Annotated in this window: 29 protein-coding genes; 1 reads left to right on the top strand and 28 read right to left on the bottom strand. The window is 32.3% G+C overall.

Annotated features, from left to right (window positions below):
* Positions 1-18: 18 nt before the first annotated feature.
* The 6 genes from G314FT_RS06885 to G314FT_RS06860 all read right to left on the bottom strand — a co-directional run bounded on the left by G314FT_RS06885 (position 19) and on the right by G314FT_RS06860 (position 5,004).
* Positions 19-1,077 (bottom strand): YdcF family protein, encoded by a 1,059-nt coding sequence (locus G314FT_RS06885; protein ID WP_257702530.1) that lies wholly within the window; start codon positions 1,075-1,077, stop codon positions 19-21.
* Positions 1,078-1,119: 42 nt separating this feature from the next.
* The gene (locus tag G314FT_RS06880; RefSeq protein WP_257699811.1) at positions 1,120-2,523 is read right to left on the bottom strand and encodes an ABC transporter ATP-binding protein; all 1,404 of its coding nucleotides are present in this window, start codon (positions 2,521-2,523) and stop codon (positions 1,120-1,122) included.
* Entirely contained in the window at positions 2,520-3,224 is a 705-nt protein-coding gene (locus G314FT_RS06875) for an energy-coupling factor transporter transmembrane component T (RefSeq protein WP_257699810.1), read from the bottom strand. The genes G314FT_RS06880 and G314FT_RS06875 overlap by 4 nt, the downstream gene beginning before the upstream one ends.
* A gap of 22 nt (positions 3,225-3,246) precedes the next feature.
* Positions 3,247-3,825 (bottom strand): MptD family putative ECF transporter S component, encoded by a 579-nt coding sequence (locus G314FT_RS06870; protein WP_257699809.1) that lies wholly within the window; start codon positions 3,823-3,825, stop codon positions 3,247-3,249.
* A gap of 286 nt (positions 3,826-4,111) precedes the next feature.
* Positions 4,112-4,552, bottom strand: a complete 441-nt coding sequence (locus G314FT_RS06865) for a YtxH domain-containing protein (protein ID WP_257699807.1) — start codon at positions 4,550-4,552, stop codon at positions 4,112-4,114.
* Positions 4,553-4,575: 23 nt separating this feature from the next.
* A complete protein-coding gene (locus tag G314FT_RS06860; protein ID WP_117972875.1) occupies positions 4,576-5,004 on the bottom strand; it encodes a DUF948 domain-containing protein in 429 nt (142 codons plus the stop codon).
* Positions 5,005-5,125: 121 nt separating this feature from the next.
* On the opposite strand from G314FT_RS06860, the gene G314FT_RS06855 reads away from it, so the two are divergent.
* Positions 5,126-6,025: a mechanosensitive ion channel family protein gene (locus G314FT_RS06855; RefSeq protein ID WP_257699806.1), complete on the top strand. Its 900-nt coding sequence runs from the start codon at positions 5,126-5,128 to the stop codon at positions 6,023-6,025.
* A gap of 46 nt (positions 6,026-6,071) precedes the next feature.
* Here G314FT_RS06855 and G314FT_RS06850 read toward each other — a convergent pair whose 3' ends face one another.
* The 22 genes from G314FT_RS06850 to fabF form a co-directional block, all read right to left on the bottom strand.
* Positions 6,072-7,205, bottom strand: coding sequence for an N-acetyldiaminopimelate deacetylase (locus G314FT_RS06850; RefSeq protein ID WP_257699805.1), 1,134 nt, complete (start codon positions 7,203-7,205; stop codon positions 6,072-6,074).
* Positions 7,206-7,220: 15 nt separating this feature from the next.
* Positions 7,221-7,685 (bottom strand): cyclic-di-AMP-binding protein CbpB, encoded by a 465-nt coding sequence (cbpB, locus tag G314FT_RS06845; protein ID WP_257699804.1) that lies wholly within the window; start codon positions 7,683-7,685, stop codon positions 7,221-7,223.
* Between the two features lie 27 nt (positions 7,686-7,712).
* Positions 7,713-8,231 (bottom strand): metallophosphoesterase, encoded by a 519-nt coding sequence (locus tag G314FT_RS06840; protein ID WP_257699798.1) that lies wholly within the window; start codon positions 8,229-8,231, stop codon positions 7,713-7,715.
* Positions 8,228-9,589, bottom strand: a complete 1,362-nt coding sequence (gene rph, locus G314FT_RS06835; protein WP_257699796.1) for a ribonuclease PH — start codon at positions 9,587-9,589, stop codon at positions 8,228-8,230. Before rph ends, G314FT_RS06840 begins: the two co-directional genes overlap by 4 nt.
* Before the next feature lie 3 nt (positions 9,590-9,592).
* Positions 9,593-10,438, bottom strand: coding sequence for a glutamate racemase (racE, locus tag G314FT_RS06830; RefSeq protein ID WP_257699794.1), 846 nt, complete (start codon positions 10,436-10,438; stop codon positions 9,593-9,595).
* A 121-nt stretch (positions 10,439-10,559) separates the two neighbouring features.
* Positions 10,560-11,576 carry a tRNA (adenosine(37)-N6)-threonylcarbamoyltransferase complex transferase subunit TsaD gene (tsaD, locus tag G314FT_RS06825; RefSeq protein WP_257699792.1) on the bottom strand — a complete coding sequence of 339 codons (1,017 nt, stop codon included), beginning with the start codon at positions 11,574-11,576 and terminating at the stop codon, positions 10,560-10,562.
* A gap of 11 nt (positions 11,577-11,587) precedes the next feature.
* A complete protein-coding gene (gene rimI / locus G314FT_RS06820) occupies positions 11,588-12,016 on the bottom strand; it encodes a ribosomal protein S18-alanine N-acetyltransferase (protein ID WP_257699790.1) in 429 nt (142 codons plus the stop codon).
* A gap of 10 nt (positions 12,017-12,026) precedes the next feature.
* Positions 12,027-12,485: a ribosomal protein S18-alanine N-acetyltransferase gene (rimI, locus tag G314FT_RS06815; RefSeq protein ID WP_257699788.1), complete on the bottom strand. Its 459-nt coding sequence runs from the start codon at positions 12,483-12,485 to the stop codon at positions 12,027-12,029.
* 18 nt (positions 12,486-12,503) lie between these two features.
* A complete protein-coding gene (gene tsaB / locus G314FT_RS06810; RefSeq protein ID WP_257699786.1) occupies positions 12,504-13,265 on the bottom strand; it encodes a tRNA (adenosine(37)-N6)-threonylcarbamoyltransferase complex dimerization subunit type 1 TsaB in 762 nt (253 codons plus the stop codon).
* 503 nt (positions 13,266-13,768) lie between these two features.
* Positions 13,769-14,179 carry an Ohr family peroxiredoxin gene (locus G314FT_RS06805; RefSeq protein ID WP_257699777.1) on the bottom strand — a complete coding sequence of 137 codons (411 nt, stop codon included), beginning with the start codon at positions 14,177-14,179 and terminating at the stop codon, positions 13,769-13,771.
* Positions 14,180-14,953: 774 nt separating this feature from the next.
* The gene (locus tag G314FT_RS06800; RefSeq protein WP_257699776.1) at positions 14,954-15,679 is read right to left on the bottom strand and encodes a CPBP family intramembrane glutamic endopeptidase; all 726 of its coding nucleotides are present in this window, start codon (positions 15,677-15,679) and stop codon (positions 14,954-14,956) included.
* Positions 15,676-16,716 (bottom strand): hypothetical protein, encoded by a 1,041-nt coding sequence (locus G314FT_RS06795; RefSeq protein ID WP_257699775.1) that lies wholly within the window; start codon positions 16,714-16,716, stop codon positions 15,676-15,678. Before G314FT_RS06795 ends, G314FT_RS06800 begins: the two co-directional genes overlap by 4 nt.
* 107 nt (positions 16,717-16,823) lie before the next feature.
* On the bottom strand, positions 16,824-17,525 hold the full coding sequence (gene nagB, locus G314FT_RS06790) for a glucosamine-6-phosphate deaminase (protein WP_257699768.1): 702 nt from the start codon (positions 17,523-17,525) through the stop codon (positions 16,824-16,826).
* A gap of 394 nt (positions 17,526-17,919) precedes the next feature.
* A complete protein-coding gene (locus G314FT_RS06785; protein WP_257699766.1) occupies positions 17,920-18,120 on the bottom strand; it encodes a hypothetical protein in 201 nt (66 codons plus the stop codon).
* A gap of 180 nt (positions 18,121-18,300) precedes the next feature.
* A complete protein-coding gene (locus G314FT_RS06780) occupies positions 18,301-20,238 on the bottom strand; it encodes a cation:proton antiporter (protein WP_257699757.1) in 1,938 nt (645 codons plus the stop codon).
* A gap of 489 nt (positions 20,239-20,727) precedes the next feature.
* Entirely contained in the window at positions 20,728-21,063 is a 336-nt protein-coding gene (locus G314FT_RS06775; protein ID WP_117972907.1) for a metal-sulfur cluster assembly factor, read from the bottom strand.
* A gap of 84 nt (positions 21,064-21,147) precedes the next feature.
* Positions 21,148-21,936 carry an acetyl-CoA carboxylase carboxyl transferase subunit alpha gene (accA, locus tag G314FT_RS06770; RefSeq protein ID WP_257699742.1) on the bottom strand — a complete coding sequence of 263 codons (789 nt, stop codon included), beginning with the start codon at positions 21,934-21,936 and terminating at the stop codon, positions 21,148-21,150.
* A complete protein-coding gene (accD, locus tag G314FT_RS06765) occupies positions 21,929-22,795 on the bottom strand; it encodes an acetyl-CoA carboxylase, carboxyltransferase subunit beta (RefSeq protein ID WP_257699740.1) in 867 nt (288 codons plus the stop codon). The genes accA and accD overlap by 8 nt, the downstream gene beginning before the upstream one ends.
* A gap of 20 nt (positions 22,796-22,815) precedes the next feature.
* Entirely contained in the window at positions 22,816-24,177 is a 1,362-nt protein-coding gene (locus G314FT_RS06760) for an acetyl-CoA carboxylase biotin carboxylase subunit (protein WP_257699739.1), read from the bottom strand.
* Positions 24,178-24,180: 3 nt separating this feature from the next.
* Complete coding sequence (gene fabZ, locus G314FT_RS06755) at positions 24,181-24,609, bottom strand: 3-hydroxyacyl-ACP dehydratase FabZ (RefSeq protein ID WP_257699737.1); 429 nt, start codon at positions 24,607-24,609, stop codon at positions 24,181-24,183.
* A gap of 12 nt (positions 24,610-24,621) precedes the next feature.
* A complete protein-coding gene (gene accB, locus G314FT_RS06750; RefSeq protein WP_257699731.1) occupies positions 24,622-25,092 on the bottom strand; it encodes an acetyl-CoA carboxylase biotin carboxyl carrier protein in 471 nt (156 codons plus the stop codon).
* 1 nt (position 25,093) lies between these two features.
* Positions 25,094-26,332 carry a beta-ketoacyl-ACP synthase II gene (fabF, locus tag G314FT_RS06745; RefSeq protein WP_257699729.1) on the bottom strand — a complete coding sequence of 413 codons (1,239 nt, stop codon included), beginning with the start codon at positions 26,330-26,332 and terminating at the stop codon, positions 25,094-25,096.
* Positions 26,333-26,342: the final 10 nt, after the last annotated feature.

Genomic DNA, 26,342 nt, shown 5'->3' with positions numbered 1-26,342 from the left:
TGACCTTAATTCAATAGATTAGTTCGCTATAAAATATATTATTAACTGTAATAAAGAAATAACGAAGAAAAATCCTATGAAAAGTAGATGTTTTCGTTTTGTCATCACTAAATATCCTACATATTCACGAATAAAAGCAGTAGGTAAATAATACAATTTCGTCTTAGAACCAACACCTCTAGCCTGTACGCCCAAACGTGCTGCTATTTTTCCAGCACGTAATAAATGATAATTATTTGTTGCAATCACAACCTGTTTATCTTTAAAGTCACTAATGCCATCTCTTACTCCAGCAAGTTTTTCAGAGAACTTAATATTTTCCTGCGTATTTGTTGACTGTTCTTCCAAATAAACTGTTTTTATAATGACCGGTAATGAATCCAAATAATCTTTCATCGCTTGTGCTTCTGATATTTTTTCATCTGAACCTTTACCCCCAGACAAAATAATCGTTGGTTCATGTCCATATTTTCTTTTTTGTCTAACATAAAGTGCTATTCCCCGATCAATTCGACTCGCTAATAAAGGGGTCACACGCTCACCATCAATTAATCCAGCACCTAAAATAATGATATAATCTACTTTTTTGGTAATGGGAAAATGATTATATAAAATAGCTGTTGTCCCATACATAATAAACAAAAAAATAAGATAGGATAACGTTGCAGTAAAAAAACCTAATAATGTTGTTAGAAAAATGTTCCGTGAATAAAACGTAACAAGTAACATTAATACCTGAACACCTAATAAACCTAAAGCAACAATCAAAGGAACCAAATTACTAAATGAGCGTCCCTCTCTTTTTAATAAAACTTTTTCGTTCCAAAATAATCCAACAATACTAGCACTTAGCCCTAACACACTTAAAAATAACATAACTAAGATAGCCGGAAATAAAAAGATAAGTGCAATATTTTGATTCACTTTCTCCAATAATAGAATAAACGATAGATAGAGCATTCCTGAAGATATTAAAAAGAAAAAGCCATTCCATAAACTAGTTGGTCTAAAATAATTCCAATATAAAAAACAGACTAGTGGAACTCCAACAAAAATGACATAAAAAAATACTGTCATACTTAACAAGATAGACACTCCTTTCCACAATAAAATTGTAAATTAACTCACTATTTTACCATCTTTCATTTGTAAAATATGTGACGTTGTTTTGGTTAAAAATTCATTATCATGACTGATGACTAAAACAAATAAGCCATATGACTGAACTTTTTTCAATAATTGGCTAACAGAAACCATATGACGATAGTCTAAGCCACTTGTTGGCTCATCTAATATAATCCAATCTTTACCAGATAAAATGGCACTGGCTATAGCTACACGTTGTTTTTCACCACCAGACAAATTTTGAGGGTGCAACTGTAATAAAGGCACTAAACTTAATTCCTCAACAACTTCGTCAAACAACTCTTTTCTCTTCGATTGCACTAATAACTCTTTTTCTACAGTTTCAAAAAATAATTGCAAATTCACATCTTGCATAACCAGAAAACTACGATTAAGGCGTTCTTTAGCAGATAATTGTACACCATCAATTAAAAACTTGGATCTTTGACCATTTTCAGATAACAATCCTGTTAACAATTGAACAAAAGTTGTTTTTCCAGAACCATTCTCACCGATTAATCCCATAATATGTGACGTATCAATCGATAATTCATCTATGCTAAGGTTGGTCTTTGAATGCTTATAATGAAAATTAAGATCCTTTATATGAAGGTTAGAAGAATGAATTACTTCTTTAGAACAGTTCTTTATTAATAATTCACTTGGCTCATTTAATGTACGCAAACCCATCTCTTTCTGAATAGTTGGAAAGAGTGAATAAAATTCTTCAGACGGTAAATTATAGCAAATATTACCTTTACTTAACACGATATATCTATCTGCTAAATGTGTTAAATAAAATAGACGGTGTTCTGCAATAATTAATGTACACCCTTGTTGCTTTAAAATAGATAAATAAGATGATATTTGTTTGATTGTTGAATAATCAAGATTGCTAGACGGTTCATCAAATAAAAATAAACGATGTGGTAGCATACAAGCTGATGCAAAGGCTATCCGCTGCTTTTGTCCACCTGAGAGTTCCGTTACTTTTTTTCCTATCAACCCTCTCAAATTGAACAATTCCATAATTTCATCTATACGAGTCTCGATCTTATTAGCAGGTACTCCATAATTCTCCATTGAAAAAGCTAATTCACTAAAAACAGAAGTAGTAAAAAACTGGGTTTTAGGATTTTGAAATACTACCCCTATATCTTTTACATAGTGATTAAAATCTAATGGTGGTAAACTTGTTTCTAATACAGTCGCATCACCTGTTACTTCACCTTCGTACAATTCGGGGATTAAACCATTTAGTAGACTAATAAGCGAGCTTTTCCCACTGCCACTTTCTCCAGTTAATACAACTACTTCACCAGTATTGATTGATAACTGAATGTCTTTTAACACAGTTTTATCATCTCTTAAGAGGTTAACATGGTCAAAATGAATCATAATATAACACCTCCCTCAATTAATAACAATACCAATAAACTTGCCAGTAGTAAATAGTCTTGAATCTTTAATTTAATCGAGATAACACTGGTATGCTGGCCTTCATATCCCAAACCACGCACAAGTGCTGTAGCAGATAATTCTTGGGCTGTATAATCAACTTGCTTTAAAATTGGAACTAAAAAATATTCCATTGTTTGAATAGGATGTTTAACCACTTGAGAAAAAGATAAATAAATCCCTCTAAATTTCATAGCCTGTCTAATTGATTTAAAATCATGACGTAGTGTCGGAAAAAAACGACAAATGACAATAAAAGGAATAATTAAAAAGTTCGGCATATGCCATTTTTTCATAGCAGCTACCCACTCACCAACAGAGGTATTCTGTGTTGCAAACATTCCTGCAGCAACTGGTGGAAGCAAACTTTTATAGACAACTAAAATAAATGAGATTATAGCGGATAATACTCCTGTAATTTCATGAAAGAACTGTATTGTGAGAAAAACTAACACAATATAACTCATAAATATTACCATCGCTTTTTTTATCGAACCACTCAAACACAATAAACAGGTTATAAATACCATAAAAATAAGTTCCATTGATGGATTAGCTCGTGAAATTAAGATTAAACTAGCAAAAATAACGGTCACTAATTTACTTCTTGGATCAAATATAATATATCTATTATTTTTCAAAACCAATCCACCTCTAACTTATTTATTTTGCAAAATGTTTATTATAAATAATCTGCCCAATTTTAAGTCCCACAAAACTTGTAATCACGACTAGTATCATTGATACAAAAAAACTAGCAGTACTAACTCCCTCAAAAACGCTATTAACATAAGTCATATCTTTCCCTTTAGCTAATAAAGAATCTATATAAGCATCTCTCATAAACCAAAGTGGTAAAATAGGACCAGTCAAGCCAAAACTAAAAATAGTATAACTCAACATTATTTTGGATTTATCTGCTATTTTTGTTTTAGTTTGCACAAAGTCAGCTAACAAAGGAAATAAAAAACTCGGTAAGAACGCTAATGGAAAGTATCCAAAGGCAAAAAAGAAAACAGCCATAACAGACCCAACAATAGTAATTGCACCAAATTTTGGTATTTTATTTGCCACAATAAGGTATATTGTGCCAGAAATAAGTGCTGACATACTTGGAACAAGCAAACTATGAAAAACCGGCACGGTAAAACGCATCAACATCGTGGCAATAAATACTGTAAAAAAATAGACTGTTGCATATACCCCTATAGAAATCAAATCTTGAACTTTTAACTTTTTCATAACATAAAAACTCCCTAAAAAAATTTTTTAACTTAGTCATTATAACATAGTTAAAAATTATGAGACATTTTTTCACTAAAAAATTCACAGAGCTTTTCTTAAAATAACAAACTGTTCTAACCTTTACATAAAATGATTATCATGTAATTTATCATTCACTAAACTAATAATAATCTATAATTCTTCCATATCATGCTCATATTTTAATAATAATCCACTAATTTTTTAATATATAAAACGAAACAAAAAAAGCAACGATGAAAGGTTCTCATCGTTGCTTTAACTACTATTTTTGTCTATCTTCAATTGCTTCAGTTACATCATCTGCAATATCATCAGTACTTAACACAATATCATCTTCTACAATAGGTTTTACAGTGGACTTTAATTTATCAGAATTAGTTTGAAAACCTTCACTCAATGTTTGTGTTTGATTTTTAAAATTATCTAATAACTCAGAAGAATCATCTTTCAATTGGGAAATCTGTTCTCCTACCCAAGGGTATTCAGCTGTTTTTTCTTTTGCTAACTCTCCTAATTCAACCCCTTTTTCTTGAGCTAAATCAACTAATTCACTTGCTTTACCATCAGATAAATCATCTAATTGTTCTAATAAATCTTTTCTCAGTTTTTTTCCACTAGTTGGTGCTAATAAAAGAGCTGCTGTTGCTGCTGCTACTCCCCCAATAACTGCTCCTGCTAAAAAGCCACTTGATTTTTTTGACATACTATTTCCTCCTAATATTCATTCTATTTATTTTTCTTAAACAAATGAGAAGCTGTCTGTGCTGCCTTTCCCACAACTGTTGCAGTAGCTGCTGTCTTACTTGCTTCCCCTACTTTTGATAATATTGTTTTGCTTGAACTGTTTAATTCTGATACGCTTTCACTTAAATCAGCTACCGCATGAAATAGGGGATCAATTGTTTCTACTTTTTGCGTCACATCAGATAGTAAATCATTTCCAATGACTAATAAATCTTCACTTTGTTTTAACAGTATATCAACATCTTGTGTTAAAACTGTGACGGTTTTGTCCGCTTCATCTAAAATTCCATTAACTTTTTCCATTGATTTGGTTATATTTTTATTTAATTGCAATAAAAAAATGACTAGCACTACTACTAATACTGCAAACGCTACAGCAGCTATTATAGCGGCTACTTCTGTTCCTGTCATATAAAACATCTCCTGCCTCTCTTGTAAATTACTAACAATAGAATACCATTATCTACTTGATTTCACAACAATTTATACATTATTATAGTAAGTAATACTTGATATGAAAGGAGTGTTTAGTTTGCAAGAAACAACAACAAGTTCTCAGACACCGGAAGTTCTAAATGAGGCTGCAAAAAATGTGAGAGGGATCAATCGTTTTTTGAATCAACTTGACTGGAATAAAATAATTGCTTCGGTTATTAATAAGGCTATCTTAATTTTAATCGTTTTACTATTACTGACTATTATTCGTAAAGTCTTATTTAAAGTGATTGATAAATCATTTAAGAATAATAATAAAAAGAAGGATAATTTTAGCGAAAATAGAATGCATACGTTAAGAACCTTGTCCCGAAATGCAGTACAGTATAGTTTATTTTTCATAGGTATCTATTCATTTTTAACCATTATAGGTGTCCCTGTTGGATCATTAATAGCTGGGGCTGGAATTGCTGGTATCGCTATTGGTCTTGGAGCACAAGGATTTATTAATGATGTATTAACAGGATTTTTTATTATTTATGAGCGTCAATTAGATGTAGGTGATCATGTTGTAATTGATGATATCGAAGGAATTGTTAATGACATTGGACTACGTACTACTCGTATTAAAAGTTTTAATGGGACAATGAACTATATACCTAATCGCCAAATCCTTATTGTTAGTAACTTATCTAGAGGCAATCAATTAGTTGTAGTAGATATCAGAGTCAACCCAACCGATGATATTGATCAAATAATGGCTATTATGAAATCAATTAATGAAGAAAAAATCATTAATTTAACCGATATCCGTTCTGAACCTAACCTTGTTGGATTAGTTGATTTAGGTAATGGTTATTTCGCCATTCGTTCAACTGTTTATGCTATTAGTGGCTCTCAATTTGGAGTCAAAACGCAAATGATGACGGCTTATATTGAAGCTTTAACAAAAGCAGGCATAAAACTTCCTTCTACACCGCTTAACCTTAAAATATAACATAGTGATAGAGTCTTCTACTATTAGGTAGGAGGCTCTATCTTTATTAATCTTGCGATATAAAATAATCAGTCATTAGTGTTACTGCCTTTATTAAAGCAGACTCATTGGGATTAAATGATGGATGGTGTAGTCCATATTGGCTGTCCACTCCAAGCCAAAACATCGTCCCTGGTATTTGCTTTAATAAATAACCAAAATCTTCCGCTGTCATTAAAGGGGTTGCTATTTCAACCACCATATCTTGTTGTTCATTGAAAAAATCCATTAATTTTGTTGTGGTGTCTTTATCATTAACTACTGGAACATAACCAAGTTGATTAAAATCAATTTCTACTTTACATTGATAAGTAACCTCAATACCTTTTACGATATCTTTTACACGTTGAACAACTAAATCTGTCACCTCATGTGTTAATGTTCGAATTGTTCCAGTTAAATCAGCATATCCAGGTAAAACATTACTTGCAACACCAGCATTGAGTTGTCCGAAGGTAATGACAGCCGAGTCCATTGGGTTAACATTTCGACTCACAATAGTTTGAATTTGTTGAATAAACGATGACACAGCAACAATCATATCATTTCCCTCATGAGGTAATGCAGCATGACTTTCTTTTCCGTAAAAGCGGGCACTAAACCCACAATCTCCAGCAAATAGTGTTCCTACACGTGTTGAAACACTTCCTACTGGTAAAGTTGGACTCACATGTAATCCGTAAATCTCATCAATCATTTTCACATCTAAAAAATGATTATCTGTGTAAATTTTAGCACCACTTTTATTTTCTTCAGCTGGTTGAAAAAAGAAAACAACATCATTCTTTAATTCAGCATACACCACATTTTTTAATAATCCTAAAGCAATGGTCATATGGAAATCATGACCGCATGCATGCATAACACCTTCATGTGTTGATTGAAATGGCAAGTCCGTTTTTTCTAATATTGGCAGTGCATCGATATCTGTACGCCATGCAAGTGTTTTTGATGAATTATTTCCTTTAACAGTCACTATAATAGCAGTATCTTGTACTTTAATAATCAATCTATCTTGAGGTAATGCACGTATGTTTTCTAGTAAATAGGTTGAAGTTTTTTCTTCTTCTAGGCCAAGTTCTGGTATCTGATGTAACTCTCTCCTAATTTGAATCAATTCATCTTCTGAAATACGTTCCATATATGTCCCCCTTACTTATTTCATCATCACGTTATATTCCGTCTCTAATTCATGTGCTAAATGATTAACAGCTTTTAATATTTCTTTTCTCGTAATAATCCCCATAAATTGATTGTTTTCATCCACGACAGGAATAAAATTGTTATCAACTAATAAATGGAGTGTTTTTTCTAAATCTATCGGCAATTGTGCAGGTGACATATTTGTATCCATTACATCAGATACTTTTTTACCAGACAAATTTTGTGGCTCAAAATCTTCCATTCCAAACATTTGATCAACTACTTGTGATAGAGAAACTAAACCTACTAATTGTTCTTCTTTATTTAAAACTGGTACTCGAGAATACCCTATTTTCGTTAAAACAAGTAGAGCATGCTCGAGTGAATTTATTTCATTTAGTGTTGCCACATTTTCTGCAGATATTAAAAAATCTGCTTCATTTTCTAGCAATAATTTTTTTACAGTCGATCCAATCATATCATTTCCTCCATACACCTTTAATCATTAATCCATTAAAAAGAAATGGGTTAATTCTTTTTGTAATTCATGTCTTTCATTATAATATTCCACTAAATAACCATCTGATTGATGTGTAATGATAGCATATGTCTTTAAATAGCTATACTTACCCCGTGGTTGAGAAATACTGCCTGGGTTTAACAATAAAATATCATCTACCATGTCCACAAATAACTGATGTGTATGTCCATATAATACGATGTTTGCCTGTACTTCTTCAGCCTGATAAAGTAGTTTATCAAATGTCATATTCACGTTAAATAAGTGCCCATGTGTTAATAACACTCTATCTTCTGATGTCTCTACAACTTCAACCGTATCGTATTCCTGATAATAATCACAATTTCCACGCACAACATGAAACGTTGACCAAATATCGTCTTCAGGAGATAATTCTGAATCCCCACAATGAAAAAAATAATCTACATTATTTAACCATTTTGCTTTTATATCTTCTAAATAAGATGCTACACCATGATTATCACTAACGACTAAATATTTCATTTGCTTTTCTCTCCTAACCAAGCATCTATTTTTTTATCCAATTCATGTAAAGCCTTTGCTCGATGACTAATCTTATTTTTTTCATCTGCCGTCATTTCTGCTAATGTTTTATCTGTCTCTGGAATAATAAATAATGGATCATATCCAAATCCATTATTTCCACGTGGAATACGACCAATCATACCTGATAATTCGCCGGATACCACCAAACTTTCTTTCCCTGGTTCAGCAAGTACTAGCGTACAATGAAACTGTGCTGTACGTTCATCCATTGGTATATCAGTTAATTCATGTAATAATTTAGCATTGTTCGCTGCATCACTTTTTCTCTCACCTGCATATCTTGCTGAATAAACGCCTGGTTGCCCACCCAACGCATCTACTTTCAAACCAGAATCATCTGCTAAAACCAAGCAATTTAACTCTTTAGCAATTCCTTCTGCTTTTAGTCGAGCATTTTCTTCAAATGTTTTTCCTGTTTCTTCAATATCTGCCATTTCTGGATAATCAAGTAATGTTTTAATCTCGTATCCTCTTGATTTAAATAATTCAACAAACTCTTTTGCTTTTCCTTCATTTCTTGTCGCAATTAATAAATGATTTTTCAAAACAGGTTCTTCTTGTTTTTTTGCAACATTTCTTAACGCTAACGCATTTTTTTGCAAGCGAATAAGTTCTGTCACGCTTTTTTCAGCATAATCTAATAATTGATTCAACTCTCCTCTTGTAAAGGTTGCCTCTTCACCTGTCCCTTGAATCTCAATTAATTCTAATTTTTCTGTCATCACAACATTACAATCAACTTGAGCTGCTGAATCTTCTTCATAATCTAAATCTGTGATTGCTTCTCCATAGTGATTTAACCCCACACTAATCGCAGCCAAGTGAGATGTAATTGGATTTTCTGTTAATTCTCCGCTTTCTACTAAAGTATCCACTGCCATTTTTAAGGCTAAAAATGCACCCGTAATACTAGCTGTTCTAGTACCTCCATCTGCTTGAATCACATCGCAATCAATTACAATCGAGCGTTCACCTAATTTTTTCAAATCAATCACCGAACGTAGTGACCGACCAATCAATCGTTGTATTTCCATAGTACGCCCTGTTAATTTACCCTTGCTACTTTCCCGTCTATTTCGAGTATGCGTTGCTCGTGGTAACATACTATATTCAGCCGTTACCCATCCTGTTCCTGTCTCTCTTAAAAATGGAGGAACAGAGTTTTCTATCGTTGCGTTAACAATGACTTTTGTATTTCCAAAATTAACTAAAACTGACCCTTCAGGATAATCTAAATAGTCTAATACAAAAGATACTTTTCTCATTTCATTATTTTTTCGTTTATCATGTCTCATTCTCTAATCTCCCATACGTGTAATATCTACATGTTCTACTATTATGTTCTCTAATGACAACCAATCAGAACTGATTTTTTCAAAGTTTCGAACCGACCCCGTTGTATAAAATTGGTGCTCTTTTAATGATGTATCTGGTAAGGCTGCTATTTCATAATAATCAAGTAACACACTCACTTCAGTAATTGTTTCAGCTCCTGAATCAATTAATTTAACCTTTTCTCCCATGACATCTTTAATAAATGGTTTTAATAATGGGTAGTGAGTACATCCCATTACTAAAGTATCAATGTTTGATGTCTTAAAATACTGCAACGTTTCAGCTACAACTTTTTTAGCGATAGTTGATTGATACTCATGACTTTCTACAATAGGAACAAATTTTGGGCAAGCAAGCCCTAATACATTAACATTTAATGACTTACGTTTTATTTCTTTGGTATATTCTTCACTATTTATCGTTCCAACCGTTCCGATGACACCAATACGTCCATTATGCGTTTCTCGTAAAGCAGCTCGAGATCCTGGGACAATCACCCCTACAACAGGAATATCTAATGACTCTTTAATTTCTTCCAAAGCGACAGCAGTTGCAGTATTACATGCAATCACAATCATTTTGACATTCTTATTTAATAAAAAGTGAACCATATCCCATGTGAATTCTTTAATTTGTTCAACTGGACGTGGTCCATATGGACATCTAGCAGTATCTCCAATGTAATACAGTGTCTCATTTGGTAGTTGTTTTAATGCTTCTCTTACAACTGTTAATCCTCCTACACCAGAATCCAAAAAACCAATTGGCTGATTGTTCATGACGTCTACCTCATTCTTTATATAATTCATCCAACCTCTATTTTCTCTTTATTTCATTGATAATTCAAGTTAAAGCATTAAATTTTAATGCTTTATTATGTCTTATCTTATTAACGCAAAAGAGTAACAGTTTCCTGTTACTCTTAATAAATTATAGTGTTAAACTTGGTTTAGCATTTAAATGCCAATCAGAGGTATGCTGTTTTTGATACTCAACAAATCCAGCTGCTCCAATCATTGCTGCGTTATCTCCACATAAACTAATTGGTGGCACAACTAGTGTCACATTTGGTAATTCTTTTGCCAATTCAATTTTCAAGGTATCTCTAAGTCCCTTGTTAGCAGCGACACCACCTGCGACAATTAATTGCTTCACATCATATACTTTACAAGCTCTTATAGTTTTATCTACTAAAACATCAATCACACTTTTCTGAAAACTTGCTGCTAAATCAACATCACAAAGTACTTCATCACGTTGTTTGGCATTATGCACCAGGTTAATCACTGAACTTTTTAGTCCACTAAAACTAAAATCAAAATTATCTTCTTTTATCATGCCTCTTGGGAAATGATAATTATCCTGACCTTTGTGAGCTAATTCGTCAATTTCTTTTCCACTAGGATAGGTTAATCCTAATACTCTACCTACTTTATCATAAGCTTCTCCTGCTGCATCATCTCGTGTTTCACCAATGACTTCAAATTCACCATGTTCAGTCATATACACAAGTTCAGTGTGTCCACCACTTACAAGTAATGCCATTAAAGGAAATGTCATCTCTTCCACAAAGCGAGCTGCATAGATATGACCAGCCATATGATTAACGGGAATAAGTGGTAAATCATTTGCCCATGCAAATGATTTTGCTGCAGTAATCCCAATCAATAAAGACCCTACTAATCCAGGTCCATAAGTTACTGCAACAGCCGACAAATCAGAAACTGTGATATTAGCTTCATCTATAGCTAATGACATACACTGTATAATTTGTTCTACATGATGACGACTAGCGACTTCTGGAACCACTCCACCAAATCGCTTGTGGCTATTGATTTGAGATGCAACAATATTAGATAAAATATCATTGCCATTTTTAATAACAGCAACGCTTGTTTCATCACAACTACTTTCTATTGCAATAATATATATTTCTTTTTTTTCCATTTTTTCACTTCCTAAATCTCTAACTGCATTATTTTTGCATCATCATTTGGGTGTTTATAATAATTTTTTCGTATTCCTAACTCTTTAAAACCGTGTTTATCATAAAAAGAAATTGCTTCTATATTTTTGACTCTCACTTCTAAAAATAAGTGTAACACTTTTTTCTGTTTTAATCGTTGACACATATCTTTCAATAATTGTGTTGCAATCCCTCGATGTTTATAACCAGGGATAACACCTATCAATAATAATTCAGCTTCATCCAATACTCTTTGACAAATGATGTACCCTATTATTTCGTCATCTTCAAAATGGTAAATGATTTCAGTATTTGCTTGCATAAGTTGTGATTCAAACTGTGATTCAGTCCATGGACTGCCATGTTCAAAAATATTATTACTTATTTTTTTTAACTGTCTAGCAAAATTTTTATTATTCATAACTCACGTCCTAGAGTCTTAAAGACATTTCAATTGCATCTTCATTCGAAGAAATATAATAATTTTCTTTCACACCAATTTGTTTAAATCCAAATACTCGATATACTGAAATGGCTTGATGGTTAGATGCTCTTACTTCTAAACTCATGGTTAAACAATTCATTTTAACTGCTTCTTTTCTTAATTGATGCAGAATCTGCGTTCCAATACCTTGTAATTGGTAATCTTTCAATACAGCAATATTCGTAACATGAGCATCATTACACTCTATCCGAATACCACCAAATCCGACTAATTCATGATTTAATTGTGCTTTGATGTACCGACCATACTTTTTTTTACTTAGTTCCATCCACAAAATAGCCGTACTCCAAGGAGATTCTCCATCGTAAACATTTTTTAATAATTGCTGAAACGCCATAATGTCAGTTATTTTGGCTATTTGAAATTCCAAATCTGCTTCAATCATAACATCCCCCCTCATTGATTAACTTAAACGTTCAACGTAAGACTGTGCTTCAACTTTCCCATGCTGTTTTTTTAACCATTCTTCTTCTGCTTCAACTTTTTTCAAATAAGTTGGAACAAAGACATCGATATCTGTTATTTCTTCCATAAGATATTCTAATTCCAACATAACAGCTGGATTAGAAGGTTGAATAATTAACTCGATTTCTGCTTCAAGGGAAAATGTTTCAAATAAACTTTGTAATTTACCAAAATCTTCTCCAATAAAAACAATCGATTCTCCATAACTTAGTAAGATTTTAGTCCACTCTTCAAATGATATATATTGATCTTCAATAACATTCATTAATTTAGATCCATCATATTTATAAGCTCCTGTATATAAAAAGCCTCGCCTGGCATCCATAAATGGCACAATTAATTTAGTTGTTGGTTGAATATTTTTTGCTAAACAAGCAAGTGAAGATATAGCATATAAAGAGGCATTCAAGCTCCAACTTAATGTTTTAGCTGTTGTCACACCAATTCTTAACCCTGTATAGGAACCTGGCCCTTTTGCCACAATTATTTTAGTGATATCTGTCGGTGCTAACCGACTTTCACGAACACAAAAATCAATTGCTGGCATCAATGTTTCACTATGATTTTTACTTGCTTGACTGTAATAAGAAGAGATGAGATTCTGTTCTTCTCCAAGTACGACACCTAACGCTTTATTTGATGTATCAATACCTAGTACTGTCATAATTATACCAATCCTTTTTCTATTTTTCTGTTTCATTGTAGCATAAAAGACCCCCTTCTTGTGTTATTTATAAGTAAAAAAGAAAAAGAGTCTTCTTACTTGTTTTGATAAAGTCCATTTTTTTAAAGATTAAACTTTCAGTATGATTGATATCTTTTAGGTAATATGATGATACATGTTTTTACTTTATAGTTTGCTTCATAAAAGTTAAATCATTACCTTTAAATATACAATAAAAATAGAATAGGAGTACTTTATGTTAAATTACTATAAACAATTTGCAAAAAACATCCATATTGGCATGTCATTTTTATTTTAAGTATCGCTAGTCTAGTTGGAATACCAATTGAGTATTTAATTAATAAAGATTTTATTAGTTCAGGTATATATGCTAGCGTTTTTTTAGGAATAATTGAAATAGCCAGAGTTAAAAGAAAAAAACATCATCACAATTGGTAATTAAACTCTCTCAACATAAAAAACCCCTCGATATTAAAAATAATCGAGGGGTTAACACTATATGAAATAACGTCATAATATTACTCTGCAAGTAATGTAATATTAACATTTCCTTTAATCGCTTTTGTATAAGGACAAATAGTTTCAGTTTCTTTTAGATATTTCATTGTATCATCTTTAGATAAACCTTCTATTTTACCAATTAATGTAACTTCAAGGTGTAAGCTGTGTTCATCAGGTAAATCACCAAGTAACGTAACTTCTGCTCTAATTTCACGATGATGATCAGCTAACCCATCACGCTTCAAAGGAAATTCCAATGCACCGTTAAAACAAGCAGAGATACCGGCTGCAAATAATTCTTCTGGGTTAGTATAACCTTCCTTTTTTTGTCCGCTAGTTTTTAAATCTAAAAATCCAGTTACAGATTTACTTTCTCCTTCACGACCTCCACTATTTACTACAGTTGAAATTGACATTTTTTTTGACATATCTAATTCCTCCAATCTATAAATTAATTCTATAAAAAAGTTGTATTATTTTCAAATAATTGAACTTAACTGTGTGATAATAACTATTATATGAACATTTAGATAACAAATTGACAATTACTTGATAACTTTTAATTTGGCACTACACTATAAAGTTTAACTTATTCATACTATCCATTTTCTTTTATTTATCTTTTTTAATTTTATGATTATTATTTTAAAACAAAAATAAAATAGCATTAAAAAACTAATAATTTGAACAACTAATATTACCCAAAAATAATCGGTCGTTTTACTATCTACTCCTAATGATTTTTGCCACATTATAGTAATAGAAAATAACAAAATACCTACTAAAAGAATATAAAAAGGATGTTTATATTTTTTCGTATAATTCTCCTTTTCTAATTGTAATAATATAATGTTTAAATATAACTATATTAATATCGAACACCAATATATTTGGTAAACAATAAAGATAGAAAAATTAAATAAAAGATATGTATAAAGTCATTAATAACTATAAATTACTACTAAATAAAAATAGTATATATGAATGTCAAATAAAATATGCTGAAAAAATAAAAATTATTATAATTCAAATAGAGCTCTTTTTAACATACATATTAATTAATATAAACTAAATTAGACTATAAATTACCAATAAAGTATCGGAAATTTATAGTCTAAACTTGTTTTTTATTATTATCCCATTTTTCAGAACAATATTGTACCTAATTATATTATCAAGCTTTCTCTTTAATTTAACCTATTTTAAATTGATAAACCGAATAAGTAAGTCAATAATAGAGCAATAGCTCCCAAAATATTATTCATAAAGTGTACTAACATTGAATCAATAATTCGACCACGTGAACTATATGCCCAATACATTAGAGCACCTAAAGAGGCATACATCCCGAAAGAAATAATATTTGAAGATAAATGAACACTTGAAAATACTAAAGATGTAATAATCATTGGAACCCAGACAGGCGTTTTTTTAAACAGTAATGTCGTTGGTAATCCACGAAAAATTAATTCTTCTAGAATAGGAGCTTTAATAGCTATGGTAATAGTCATAATCAACACATAATAAATCGATTCATCTTGAGAAAATAATGCCGCAATCGCTTCATCATTAGCACTTGAATCAGTTCCATAAAATTGTTGCATCAAACCAGTTCCAACAATAGCTATCACACGTCCTAATAAAAAGATTTTAAACGCACGCCATATGTCTTTTCCTGTAACACTTGTATCAATATCATGTGATTTTTTTTTATAGTATCTCCAAATAAACCATATAACACCAACTAATACAATTAACCAACACATAAACAAAATAAAACTCACACCATTTTGTTTTTTATTAAAAATAGGTTGAAACAGGGTTAACAATACTGAAGGAAACTCACTCACTATCAACATACCTAAAATAATAAAAATACCAATAATAAATAATGCGATTTTTTTACCTATAGAAACTTCTTCTTTCAATACTTAACCTCCAATTCATTACTTAATATTTCCATTGTACATAACCAATTATCTCGTGATTTTTCAAAAACTTCTTCATTTAATGTAATAATAAATTGATAGCCTGTATCTATTTTTAATAAATCATAAGTAAAATCTGTACTAAATAATCCTTTTTTTAAAGAAACTGTTAGAGAAAAAATATAACTAAAAATCAGCCATAAATCCTTAGCTTTCTTTACTTGAATAACCAACTCATTATTTTTTAAACTGTTATAAGATAGCAAAGAATCTTTAAAAAATGGCAAAGTTTGATGACAAGTCATTTTTCTATTTTTTTGTGGTCGTCTTCCAATCAAATAACTATGTCCTTTAAATGAATTTTCACTACAATATTGTAATTCATATTGTGGATATAAATCAACTATTCCTGTCATTCTATCCAACAAATAACTATTCATCAATAAATATGTGTGAGCCTCTGTAAAAAATATTCCTTCTTCGATTTCTTTTTTTGTTGGGTTTAATTGATATCCCCAACTGTCATTAGATAAATTTAACCGAATAAATCGTCTAGTCTTTTTTAAATAATCTGAGTGATGAACAAATACTCCTTCATTACAAAAACAGATGGGACAAATTCCTTCTTCCTCACTATCATAATCTTCATGTGTTTCACCTGTTAGATAACCATTAACTTGATTCAACCAATAAAAATAATTTGTTGCCTCAACTGCAGAGGTTTCAAATTTTTTAGCAAACATGGCGTTCACAACAGATGGTGGTGGTGTTAAAGTATCCATCAAACTTTGTGATAAAAGCTCAATATCTTTATCAGTTTGATAACTATCTGGCTTATTTTTCTTAGCAATTTTTACTAGAGAGTGACACAATTCCTCTGTTGAAAGATTAGAAATTTGATTTCTGGTATCGACTATTTCTCCACACCCAATCATTTCAGCTATCTTATTTTGGAGATAAATTCGATCTAGTCGCATCCAGCCACCAGATTCAATCGCTAAACTAACAAAATCATAAACTACTTGAGAGTCTTTCATAATGATTCCCCTTTATTAAATTGACTAACCAATATTATAAACTATTTCTACAAAAAAAACCTGTTTTTTCAAAGATTTTCCTCTTTTAAAAAAACAGATTTTTCTAATTATAATTTACTAGCCGCTTCTTCATCTACAATAATAGTCACATCAGGATGAACTTGTAAAGCACTTGCAGGAACTAATTCAGACACAGGTCCTTTAACCGTTTCATAAATAGCTTGAGCTTTTTTTGGTCCATAAGCTAATAAAATAATTTTATCTGCCATCATAATAGACCCAATTCCCATTGAATAAGCTTTTGTTGGAACTTCTGAAATATCAGAAAAGTTTCGACTATTTGCTTCAATCGTTGATTCAGTTAGATTAACTTCACTTGTTTTACCATCAAAAGAAGATCCTGGCTCATTAAATCCAATATGTCCATTTTCTCCAATTCCTAAAATTTGAATATCAATTGGATGTGCTTGTAAAATTTCATCATAGCGCTTGCATTCTTCCTTCGCATTTTTTGCCATGCCGTTTGGTAAAAATGTTTCTTTAAATGGTTTTTCATTAAATAAATGTTCTTTCATAAAATAATGATAGCTTTGTGGATCATCGGCTTTAAGTCCGACATACTCATCTAAATTAATAGATGTCATACTGCTAAAATCAACATCACTTTCTACCATTTCTTTATACAATGCCTCAGGAGTACTTCCTGTTGCTAAACCTAGTGTTTTACTTCCATTAGCCATTCCATCTTTAATCATATCAAAAGCAACTGTTGCGCCTTCAAATTGGTCTTTTACTTTAATGATTTTCATAATAAATCCCTCCATCATTGGTATAGTCCAATTATACTCTTATCTTTTTCTTTTTTCAAGAAAGAGTTTTCTTTTCTATGATTTAACTAGCTATTGCCCCGCTAAAAAACAATCATATAACAGCTATAATTTTTTAAGATTCAGTTTTTCTTTAAATACTAAACATTAAATGAATATTGTTCATTTATATATATAATAAGTCACAAGGTAAATAATCAAAAAGTCACACTGGAATTTAACCCTTGAAAAATTATCTGGGTTCATCAAATTTTTACCTTCTAAACAAATAGTAGCACATATTATTTGATACACCTAATACAACTCGATACTATAATGTAAATTAGGCGTAGAAAAAACATCACCTTACTTTTCAAAAAGTAAGGTGATGTCTCTTTTAATAACTATAATGATTCTCACCGTCAACATATTTCATAGCCTGTTTTTGAACTAGCTCAATATATATATCTTCTGCTTCTTCAATACTTGCACAATTAATCGTAATTTTCTTTCCATTTTTTTCCAATCGATCCTGAACTAATTTTAGTGCTACATTTTGATTTAATTTTTTGGATGTTCCTTGATAATCTTTTTTCATTATTTATCAGCCTTCCTTTTATTAATCACGAACAATCATCTATCAAATATATTTTAACATTTAACTACTGAACAATTATAATAAAATTATAAAATATTAGCGATTAATAAATGAAGAATTAACAACAATAAAAAAAACAAAATGTTTAATATTAACATTCTGTTTTTTATTTCTATAACTCTAAGCAATAAATTGAATACTACTTTCAATCGCCGATAAGTTTTCACGATAAATAGTTAACTCTTGACGATTCATTTTCCCTTTTTCAAATTCTTTCTGAATATAATCCCGTTCTAATTGTATCGCATAATCTAACCACTCATCCAGTGTATCTTCACTCATATCAATCAATGTTTGATCTCTATCCTCATATCGCGTCAAATAAAAATCGATTAGTTCAGGTGGAAATTCAGTTGTATCTAATTGATTAAGCATACCTATCACATAATTTCGATTACTTTCTTTTAATTTAATTTTTAACTCTTTTTTTCTATCAAAACTAGTTAAGCGAGTTCCTAAGAATTTCAAATGTGTTCCTATAATATTTTTGTAAAACGAATTTTTACTATACTCAGGTTTATGAGTTAATCGAAATAGGCGTCTATCTAATACTTCTAACCGTCTAAAAACCATTTGTAAACTGACTTCACCAGACTCAACTAATTCTAATGTATCTTTTAATTGCCAAACTAAAACCAATTCCATCAACTCTTTATTTTTTTCACTAAACTCATCATGATTCACTAATGATACAATTCTCTCATTGTACAGTTGAATCACTTTACGAATCGCTGGAGTATTTTGTTCTGTTTGTTTACGTTTGAGCTGTTCAGTAACGCGACGTAATATTTGAACTTCTATTTCTGTATTGGTTTCAATAGATTCTTCTTTTTTATCTGCTAATAATGGCATAGCAAAATTAGCTAGAAGAAGTGTCACAATAATGACCCCTGCTGCAATACTAATCAATAGTTCACGCTCAATAAATGTTTCGCCCGTGCTTAACACAGTTGGTAAACTAAGGGCACTGACTAACGTAATTGTCCCACGAACACCTGAGACTGTATAAAGTAATGATTTTTTTATATCGCGTTTTCCTTTAAATCCATCAAAGTTATTACAAATAAGAACACATAAAAAACGAATCCCTAATAGTACAGTTGTAACGATTAAAACATAACCTAAAATGGTCCAGTTGTTAATTTGATTGTTTTTCCAAACATAATGAGCTAATTCAGGAAGTTGTGTTCCTAATAACACAAAAACCAAGCCATTTAAACTAAAACTAAAAATGGACCACGTACTTTTTGACAAAATATTAAGTTGAGCCACTTCAGGATTTATTTTTTTGTAATTCCATGAGTAAATTAACCCCGCACTTACGACCGCTAAAATACCATTCACATCAAGTGTCTCTGCCACTAGAAAAACTATAAATGGTAAAAGTAATTCAAATAGAATGTATGATACATTATTTTCAATACCAAGTGATTTCATCCAGCGTATAAACCACAAACCTAATAATCCTGATACCACACCAATCAAAACGCCACCTAGAGAAATCAGAACGAAACTCACTTCAGCATCAACTAATGAAAATACACCTGTTAAAAGTGCGGCTGAGGCAAACTGAAATGACACAAGACCAGATGCATCATTAATCAAAGACTCCCCTTCTAGTGTATGCAACATTCTATGTGGAATTTTTACTTTTTCTGCTAAAGCACCAACTGCTACCGCGTCTGTAGGTGCTAATGCTGCTGATAAGGCAAAACATGCTGCCCATGGAGCTAGTGGAACAAGTAAGTGAATCACATACCCTAAAATACCTACCGTAATAAATACCAATAAAATAGATAAAGTCAATACTGCTTTTTTTTCTTTCCATAAAGCTTTTTTGTCAACCATCTGCCCTTCATTAAATAATAAAGGGGCTAAAAAAACTAACATAAATAATTCCGATTCAAGTTCAAACGAATGAACAAATGATAGTAGAGCTACTCCAAATCCTAATACAACCTGTATTAGAGGGATAGCAATATTAGGGAAAAATCGACTTATGATATTCGAAATCAATACCATTGATAACATAACTAAAATACCCTCGAATAATTGCATATAACACCTCGCTAATTCTATTCAATTTTAAACATAGTTTTATACTATGTTTATTATTTGAATATGTCAATTATCTGAAAAAATTTTTAATATTTATGGTAATTTTTAATAGAATCATCAGTTTTTATATCGTGCCTTATTAAGATATTTTTTTTAATAAGCAATCCTTTTTATAGATATAGAACGCCTATATCAACTTAATTAAGTTGATACCCTTTAATTTGTTTCTAATTACCAATAGTTTTTTTATGAACACTAAAAAACAGCAATAATAATTTGCCGACTCCATTTTTCATAGATACTAAAACAATACAATGTCTGAGAAATACAAAAAGACCTCCCAACCTTTTAATTTAAAAGGCAAAGAGGTATCACAACTTTTCTAATTAGAATCCACTACAAAAACTACTTTCTGTTTGACTTCTAACTTATCTACAAAATCACCCAATTTTACTGTTAAAACACCTTCAAACTACTATTATATCAGTCTTATCTTATTCCCAAAGAAATTCTAGCATAGCGTGACATTCTATCAGTTGTCCAGGCAGGGTACCAAACTAATTTCACTTCTAATTTTTTGATTTCATCTATATCACTTAACGCTTCGTGAATTTGTTCCGTAATAACATCTGCCAATGGACATCCCATAGTAGTTAAGGTCATTTTAATCTCACAATAACCGTCTTCTTCTAAATTTACTTCATAAAGTAATCCTAAATTAACAATATCTATCCCAAGCTCTGGGTCAATAACTGTCTCAAGAGCAGCAATAATATCTTCTTGTATCGCACTTAATTCTTCATCTGTCCATTTTGACTCACTCATCTTCGTCTTACCCCCTAAATATAAACTCACTTTTATATTAACCGAGAAATGAATGTTTGTAAATGACTTAGATTAATGCCCTTATTAAAATTTTCTAAATCGTTCATAGCGTTGATCTTGTAGTTCTGAAATGGAGCATGTTTTATAATAATCAAGTTGCTTTAAGATTTCTTGCTTTAACTGACCTATTAATTGAGCATTTGATAGATCACCTATCTCATCTGTTTCTTTTATTATTTTATCAATCACTCCTAATTTCTTTAAATCAGGAGCAGTTAATTTCATTATTTCAGCAGCTTCTAAAGCGCGACTGCTGTCTTTCCAAAGTATTGACGCAAACCCTTCAGGTGATAAAATCGAATAAATGCTATTCTCCATCATCCATACATCATTTGCTACAGCTAATGCTAATGCACCACCACTACCACCTTCGCCTGTTAAAATTGACAGGATAGGCACTTGGAGTTGGCTCATTTCATATAGATTTTTGGCAATAGCTTCGCCTTCACCTCTTTCTTCTGCTTCAATTCCACAAAAAGCTCCAGGTGTATTGACTAACGTTATAACTGGTCGCTTAAATTTCTCTGCTTGTTTCATTAGTCTTAATGCTTTTCTATATCCTTCAGGTGTTGGTGAACCAAATTTAGTTTGAACATTTTCTTCTAATGTCTGCCCTTTTTGAATGCCAATAATCGTAACAGGTCTAGATTCTATAAAGCCAATACCACCCACCACTGCTTTATCATCACCATAGTAACGATCGCCATGACACTCTATAAAATTATCAACTAATCCATCTATCATTTCTCGTGTGGTTATTCGGTTACTATCTCGTGCTAGTTGAACAATGTCATTGGCTGTTTTTTTAGTCACACATTTCACCACCTTGATGTAAATATAATAGTTGTGATAACACAGATTTGAGATGTTGTCGTTTCACAATTTTATCGACAAAGCCATGTTCTAATAAAAATTCAGCTCGTTGAAAATCATCTGGTAATGTTTGACGAATGGTTTGTTCAATGACACGTCGACCAGCAAAGCCAATCAACGCTTGTGGCTCAGCTAATATAATATCTCCTTGCATAGCAAAACTTGCTGTCACCCCACCCGTCGTAGGATCGGTTAGCACGGTGATATAGAGTAACCCTTCTTCACTATGTCGTTTAACAGCACCTGAAATTTTGGCCATTTGCATTAATGACATAATTCCTTCTTGCATACGAGCGCCACCAGACGCTGTAAAAATGATAACAGGTTGTTTTTCTTTTGTCGCTTTTTCAAACAAACGAGTGATTTTTTCTCCAACAACATGGCTCATACTACCCATAATAAAGCGACTATCCATGACACCAATCATGACTGTTTGATGATCGATTTGTCCCATTCCTGTCACAACCGCTTCATCTAATCCAGTTTTTTCTTTCGCTTGCTTTAACTTTTCTTCGTATCCGGGAAAATCAATTTGATTTTTAAACGGTAAGTTTGTATCCATCTCTTCAAATGTTCCCTCATCTAAAATCATGTTTAATCGACTATAAGCATCTAATCTGAAACAATAACCACAATGATGACAAGTTCTTTCTTGTCCTAATTCTTTTTGATGAAGTGCTTTAGAACAATTTGGGCATTTTTCCCACACACCATCAGGGACATGAGGTTTGTCACTCGATTTAGTTTCTTTTTTAAAAGGAGTGATTCGTATATAATCTCTTTTTTTAAATAATCCCATACTTATCCTCCTTTTGCATATTACTCACTAGACCAATTTGGCAAAAAAGTCGTTTGTAAAAACGAGGTATCATACTCGCCTTTTACAACAGAAGGATGGGTCAATAAATCAATTTGAAATAGCTGATTTGTTGTCACACCTTCTACCACCAATTCTAGTAAAGCTCGATTCATTTTGAGTATGGCTTCCTCACGAGTATTGCCATGTACAATAATTTTCGCAATCATAGAGTCATAAAATGGTGGAATCGTATATCCTTGATACACCGCACTATCCACTCTTAAACCTAAACTTCCAGAAGGTAAAAATAAGGTTGATATCTTCCCAGGTGATGGCGCAAAATGAAATGCTGGGTTTTCTGCATTTAATCGGCACTCAATAGCATGACCTGTCAACTGAATATCTTTCTGTTTTAGTAGTAAAGGTTGATTCGCTGCGATTTTTAATTGCCATTTAACAATATCTACTCCTGTAATCATTTCTGTCACAGGGTGTTCTACTTGAATTCGTGTGTTCATTTCCATAAAATAAAACTCATTGTGTTCGTCTACTAAAAATTCAATGGTTCCAGCATTTTGATAGTTCACAGCTTTCGCGGCTTTTATCGCCGTTTTGCTTATTGCTTGTCTCAATTGATCTGTTAAGGAATAGGCAGGGGCTTCTTCTAAAACTTTTTGATTATTTCTTTGAAGTGAACAATCTCGCTCTCCCAAATGAATCACATGTCCGAAATGATCACCCAATATTTGAACTTCAATGTGTTTGGCTGGATAAATAATTTTTTCAATATACATGTCGCCATTACCAAAAGCTGCCAACGCTTCTTTTTGGGCAGATGAAAAATGAGTCGCTAACTCCTCTTCACTCATCACTTTACGAATCCCTTTTCCACCACCGCCTGCTGCGGCTTTTAGCATCAGAGGGTAACCAATTCTTTTGGCGATTTTTTTTGCTTCCTCTATTGATTCTATAGAACCATTACTACCAGGTATGACAGGGACTTGTGCTTCAATCATCAGTCTTCTTGCGTTCACTTTATTTCCCATCTCATCAATTGTCTTCGCCTTTGGACCGATAAAAGTGATTTGACATTCTTTACACATCTCTGCAAATAAACTATTTTCTGCTAAAAAACCAAATCCAGGATGAATGGCTTGAGCACCTGTTATAACGGCAGCACTTAAAATATTATGCATATTAAGATAAGAATCTGTTGCTTTAGCTGAACCAATACAAATGGCTTCATCAGCTAACGCCACATGAAGAGCCTCTTTATCCGCTTCAGAATAAATGGCAACTGTTTTTATTTCAAGTTCTTGACAAGCACGAATAATCCGAACAGCGATTTCCCCACGGTTTGCTATTAGTACTTTTTCAAACATCTTTTATGCTCCTATAATAAAGGTCATCAACGCTTGACAAACAACTTTATCTTCAACTTTTGCCGTTGCTTTTCCTATGCCAATATTGCCTTTTTGCTTAATGATTTCCATTTCCATGATTAATACATCACCTGGTACAACTTTTTGACGGAATTTTACTTTGTCTATTCCTCCTAAGTACCCAGTTTTCCCTTGAAATTCTTCACTTTTTAATAAAGGTATAGATCCAGTTTGTGCTAGTGCCTCTAAAATCAATACGCCAGGCATTACTGGTTCTCCAGGAAAGTGTCCGGGAAAAAAATGCTCATTATACGTCACATTTTTAACCGCTTTGACGTATTTTCCAGGTTCTAATTCTAACACTTTATCAACCATCATAATCGGGTAACGATTTGGAATAATTTCCATAATTTCTTGTACATTTAATTGCATTTATTCTTCCTCCTAAGAAATTCTAAATAGTGGCTGACCAAACTCAACAATTTGCTCATTTTCCACAAATATTTCTGTTACAGTTCCTGATGTATCACTCACGACATCATTCATAATTTTCATGGCTTCAATAATACATAAAGTATCGCCAACAGATACACTTTCTCCGACTGATACAAAAGGTGGTGCTCCAGGTTTACTTGACGTGTAAATCACTCCAACAATTGGTGAGGTGATAATTTTTCCATCTAATGACTCATTTTCTATATCAGTCGTATTTTCTCTTTCTGAGACTAATTTTATCTCTTCAACACTATCAATCGTTTCTTCTTTCAATACTTTGGATAACATTTGATTTTCATTAGGATGATTGACTTCATTTTTACTCAAATAAAGAGATAACCCTTCTACAGCGACATTCATTTCACGAATGTCACTATGCTCAAATTGGCTCACTAATTCTTTAACAGACTCAATCCCCATTCTACTCACCTCGCCATTTTTTCATCGCGATCACAGCATTATGCCCACCAAAACCTAGTGAGTTACTTAATGTGTAGTTAACAGCTACGTTACGTTTTTTGTTTGGCACGTAATCTAAATCACACGCTTCATCTACTTCTTCTAACCCAATAGTTGGTGGAATAGTGTCAGTCATTAATGCACCCAAGCAAGCTAAAGCCTCCACTGCACCAGCTGCTCCTAATAAATGACCCACCATGCTTTTAGTACTTGATACAGGTGTAGTATAAGCAGATTCTTTCATGGCATATTTTATCGCCATGGTTTCTGCCCCATCATTTGTTGGTGTACTTGTTCCATGAGCATTGATATAACTCACCTCTTCTGGTGTAATCCCTGCTTCTTCCATCGCTAACATCATGCATTTCCCAGCTCCAGACCCATCACTACTTGGACTGGTGATATGATTAGCATCACAATTCGATCCATATCCAACTATTTCACCGTATATTTTAGCGCCTCGTTTTTTCGCATGGTCTAATTCTTCTAATACTAAAACAGCACTACCTTCTCCCATGACAAACCCATTTCGCTCTTTATCAAAAGGAATTGACGCTCGTTTTGGATTATCTGAATTTGATAAAGCGGTCAATGCGGCAAAACCAGAAATCCCTATTTCACAAATCGTTGCCTCTGCCCCTCCAGCTAAAATAATGTCAGAATAACCATGCTTGATGTTTCTAAATGCCTCTCCAATTGCATTTGTTGAAGAAGCACAAGCAGTAACGATTGACGTACAAATGCCCTTTGCTCCCACTTTTATGGCAATATTTCCTGCTGCCATATTGCTAATTGCCATTGGAACAAAAAATGGTGCCACTCGTTTTGGTCCTTTTGTATGCATTCGAATGACTTGATCTTCAATGGTTTTCATGCCACCAATTCCTGAGCTGACCATTACTCCAAATCGATCTGCGTTAATCTCATCAACATTAATCTTGCTATCAGCAACTGCTTGTTTAGCTGCTGAAATCCCGTAAACAGAAAACATATCCATTCGTTTGATTTCTTTTTTTTCCATATAAAGAGTCGGATCAAAATCTTTTACTTCAGCGGCAACGTGAATACCTGTTTCTGATGCATCAAACTTTGTAATAGGAGCAACCCCATTTTTACCTGCTTGAATATTTGTCAAAAATTCTTGTGCTGTGTTTCCAATCGGTGTCACAGCACCAATTCCTGTCACGACTACTCGTTTCATGAAATTCCTC

Origin of the sequence: Vagococcus luciliae (assembly GCF_024637875.1) — a bacterium.
GTDB lineage: Bacteria > Bacillota > Bacilli > Lactobacillales > Vagococcaceae > Vagococcus > Vagococcus luciliae.
The sequence above is the reverse complement of the archived record's forward strand: the minus strand, read 5'-3'. Positions and strand labels throughout refer to the sequence as shown.

Coding starts and splice junctions, on each gene's coding strand:
- accB (WP_257699731.1), bottom strand. CDS start 25,092: ATGGGGATTGAGTCTGTTAAAGAATTAGTGAGCCAATTTGAGCATAGT.
- G314FT_RS06785 (WP_257699766.1), bottom strand. CDS start 18,120: ATGAAAAAAGATTATCAAGGAACATCCAAAAAATTAAATCAAAATGTA.
- rimI (WP_257699788.1), bottom strand. CDS start 12,485: ATGATTGAAGCAGATTTGGAATTTCAAATAGCCAAAATAACTGACATT.
- G314FT_RS06795 (WP_257699775.1), bottom strand. CDS start 16,716: ATGAAAGACTCTCAAGTAGTTTATGATTTTGTTAGTTTAGCGATTGAA.
- G314FT_RS06885 (WP_257702530.1), bottom strand. CDS start 1,077: ATGACAGTATTTTTTTATGTCATTTTTGTTGGAGTTCCACTAGTCTGT.
- fabZ (WP_257699737.1), bottom strand. CDS start 24,609: ATGCAATTAAATGTACAAGAAATTATGGAAATTATTCCAAATCGTTAC.
- G314FT_RS06870 (WP_257699809.1), bottom strand. CDS start 3,825: ATGAAAAAGTTAAAAGTTCAAGATTTGATTTCTATAGGGGTATATGCA.
- G314FT_RS06880 (WP_257699811.1), bottom strand. CDS start 2,523: ATGATTCATTTTGACCATGTTAACCTCTTAAGAGATGATAAAACTGTG.
- G314FT_RS06860 (WP_117972875.1), bottom strand. CDS start 5,004: ATGACAGGAACAGAAGTAGCCGCTATAATAGCTGCTGTAGCGTTTGCA.
- racE (WP_257699794.1), bottom strand. CDS start 10,438: ATGAATTATATAAAGAATGAGGTAGACGTCATGAACAATCAGCCAATT.
- G314FT_RS06865 (WP_257699807.1), bottom strand. CDS start 4,552: ATGTCAAAAAAATCAAGTGGCTTTTTAGCAGGAGCAGTTATTGGGGGA.
- tsaD (WP_257699792.1), bottom strand. CDS start 11,576: ATGGAAAAAAAAGAAATATATATTATTGCAATAGAAAGTAGTTGTGAT.
- tsaB (WP_257699786.1), bottom strand. CDS start 13,265: ATGAAACAGAAAAATAGAAAAAGGATTGGTATAATTATGACAGTACTA.
- nagB (WP_257699768.1), bottom strand. CDS start 17,525: ATGAAAATCATTAAAGTAAAAGACCAATTTGAAGGCGCAACAGTTGCT.
- G314FT_RS06775 (WP_117972907.1), bottom strand. CDS start 21,063: ATGAGTGAGTCAAAATGGACAGATGAAGAATTAAGTGCGATACAAGAA.
- cbpB (WP_257699804.1), bottom strand. CDS start 7,685: ATGATTGGATCGACTGTAAAAAAATTATTGCTAGAAAATGAAGCAGAT.
- G314FT_RS06840 (WP_257699798.1), bottom strand. CDS start 8,231: ATGAAATATTTAGTCGTTAGTGATAATCATGGTGTAGCATCTTATTTA.
- G314FT_RS06805 (WP_257699777.1), bottom strand. CDS start 14,179: ATGTCAAAAAAAATGTCAATTTCAACTGTAGTAAATAGTGGAGGTCGT.
- accD (WP_257699740.1), bottom strand. CDS start 22,795: ATGGGATTATTTAAAAAAAGAGATTATATACGAATCACTCCTTTTAAA.
- G314FT_RS06760 (WP_257699739.1), bottom strand. CDS start 24,177: ATGTTTGAAAAAGTACTAATAGCAAACCGTGGGGAAATCGCTGTTCGG.
- rph (WP_257699796.1), bottom strand. CDS start 9,589: ATGAGACATGATAAACGAAAAAATAATGAAATGAGAAAAGTATCTTTT.
- rimI (WP_257699790.1), bottom strand. CDS start 12,016: ATGAATAATAAAAATTTTGCTAGACAGTTAAAAAAAATAAGTAATAAT.
- G314FT_RS06780 (WP_257699757.1), bottom strand. CDS start 20,238: ATGCAATTATTCGAGGGTATTTTAGTTATGTTATCAATGGTATTGATT.
- fabF (WP_257699729.1), bottom strand. CDS start 26,332: ATGAAACGAGTAGTCGTGACAGGAATTGGTGCTGTGACACCGATTGGA.
- G314FT_RS06850 (WP_257699805.1), bottom strand. CDS start 7,205: ATGGAACGTATTTCAGAAGATGAATTGATTCAAATTAGGAGAGAGTTA.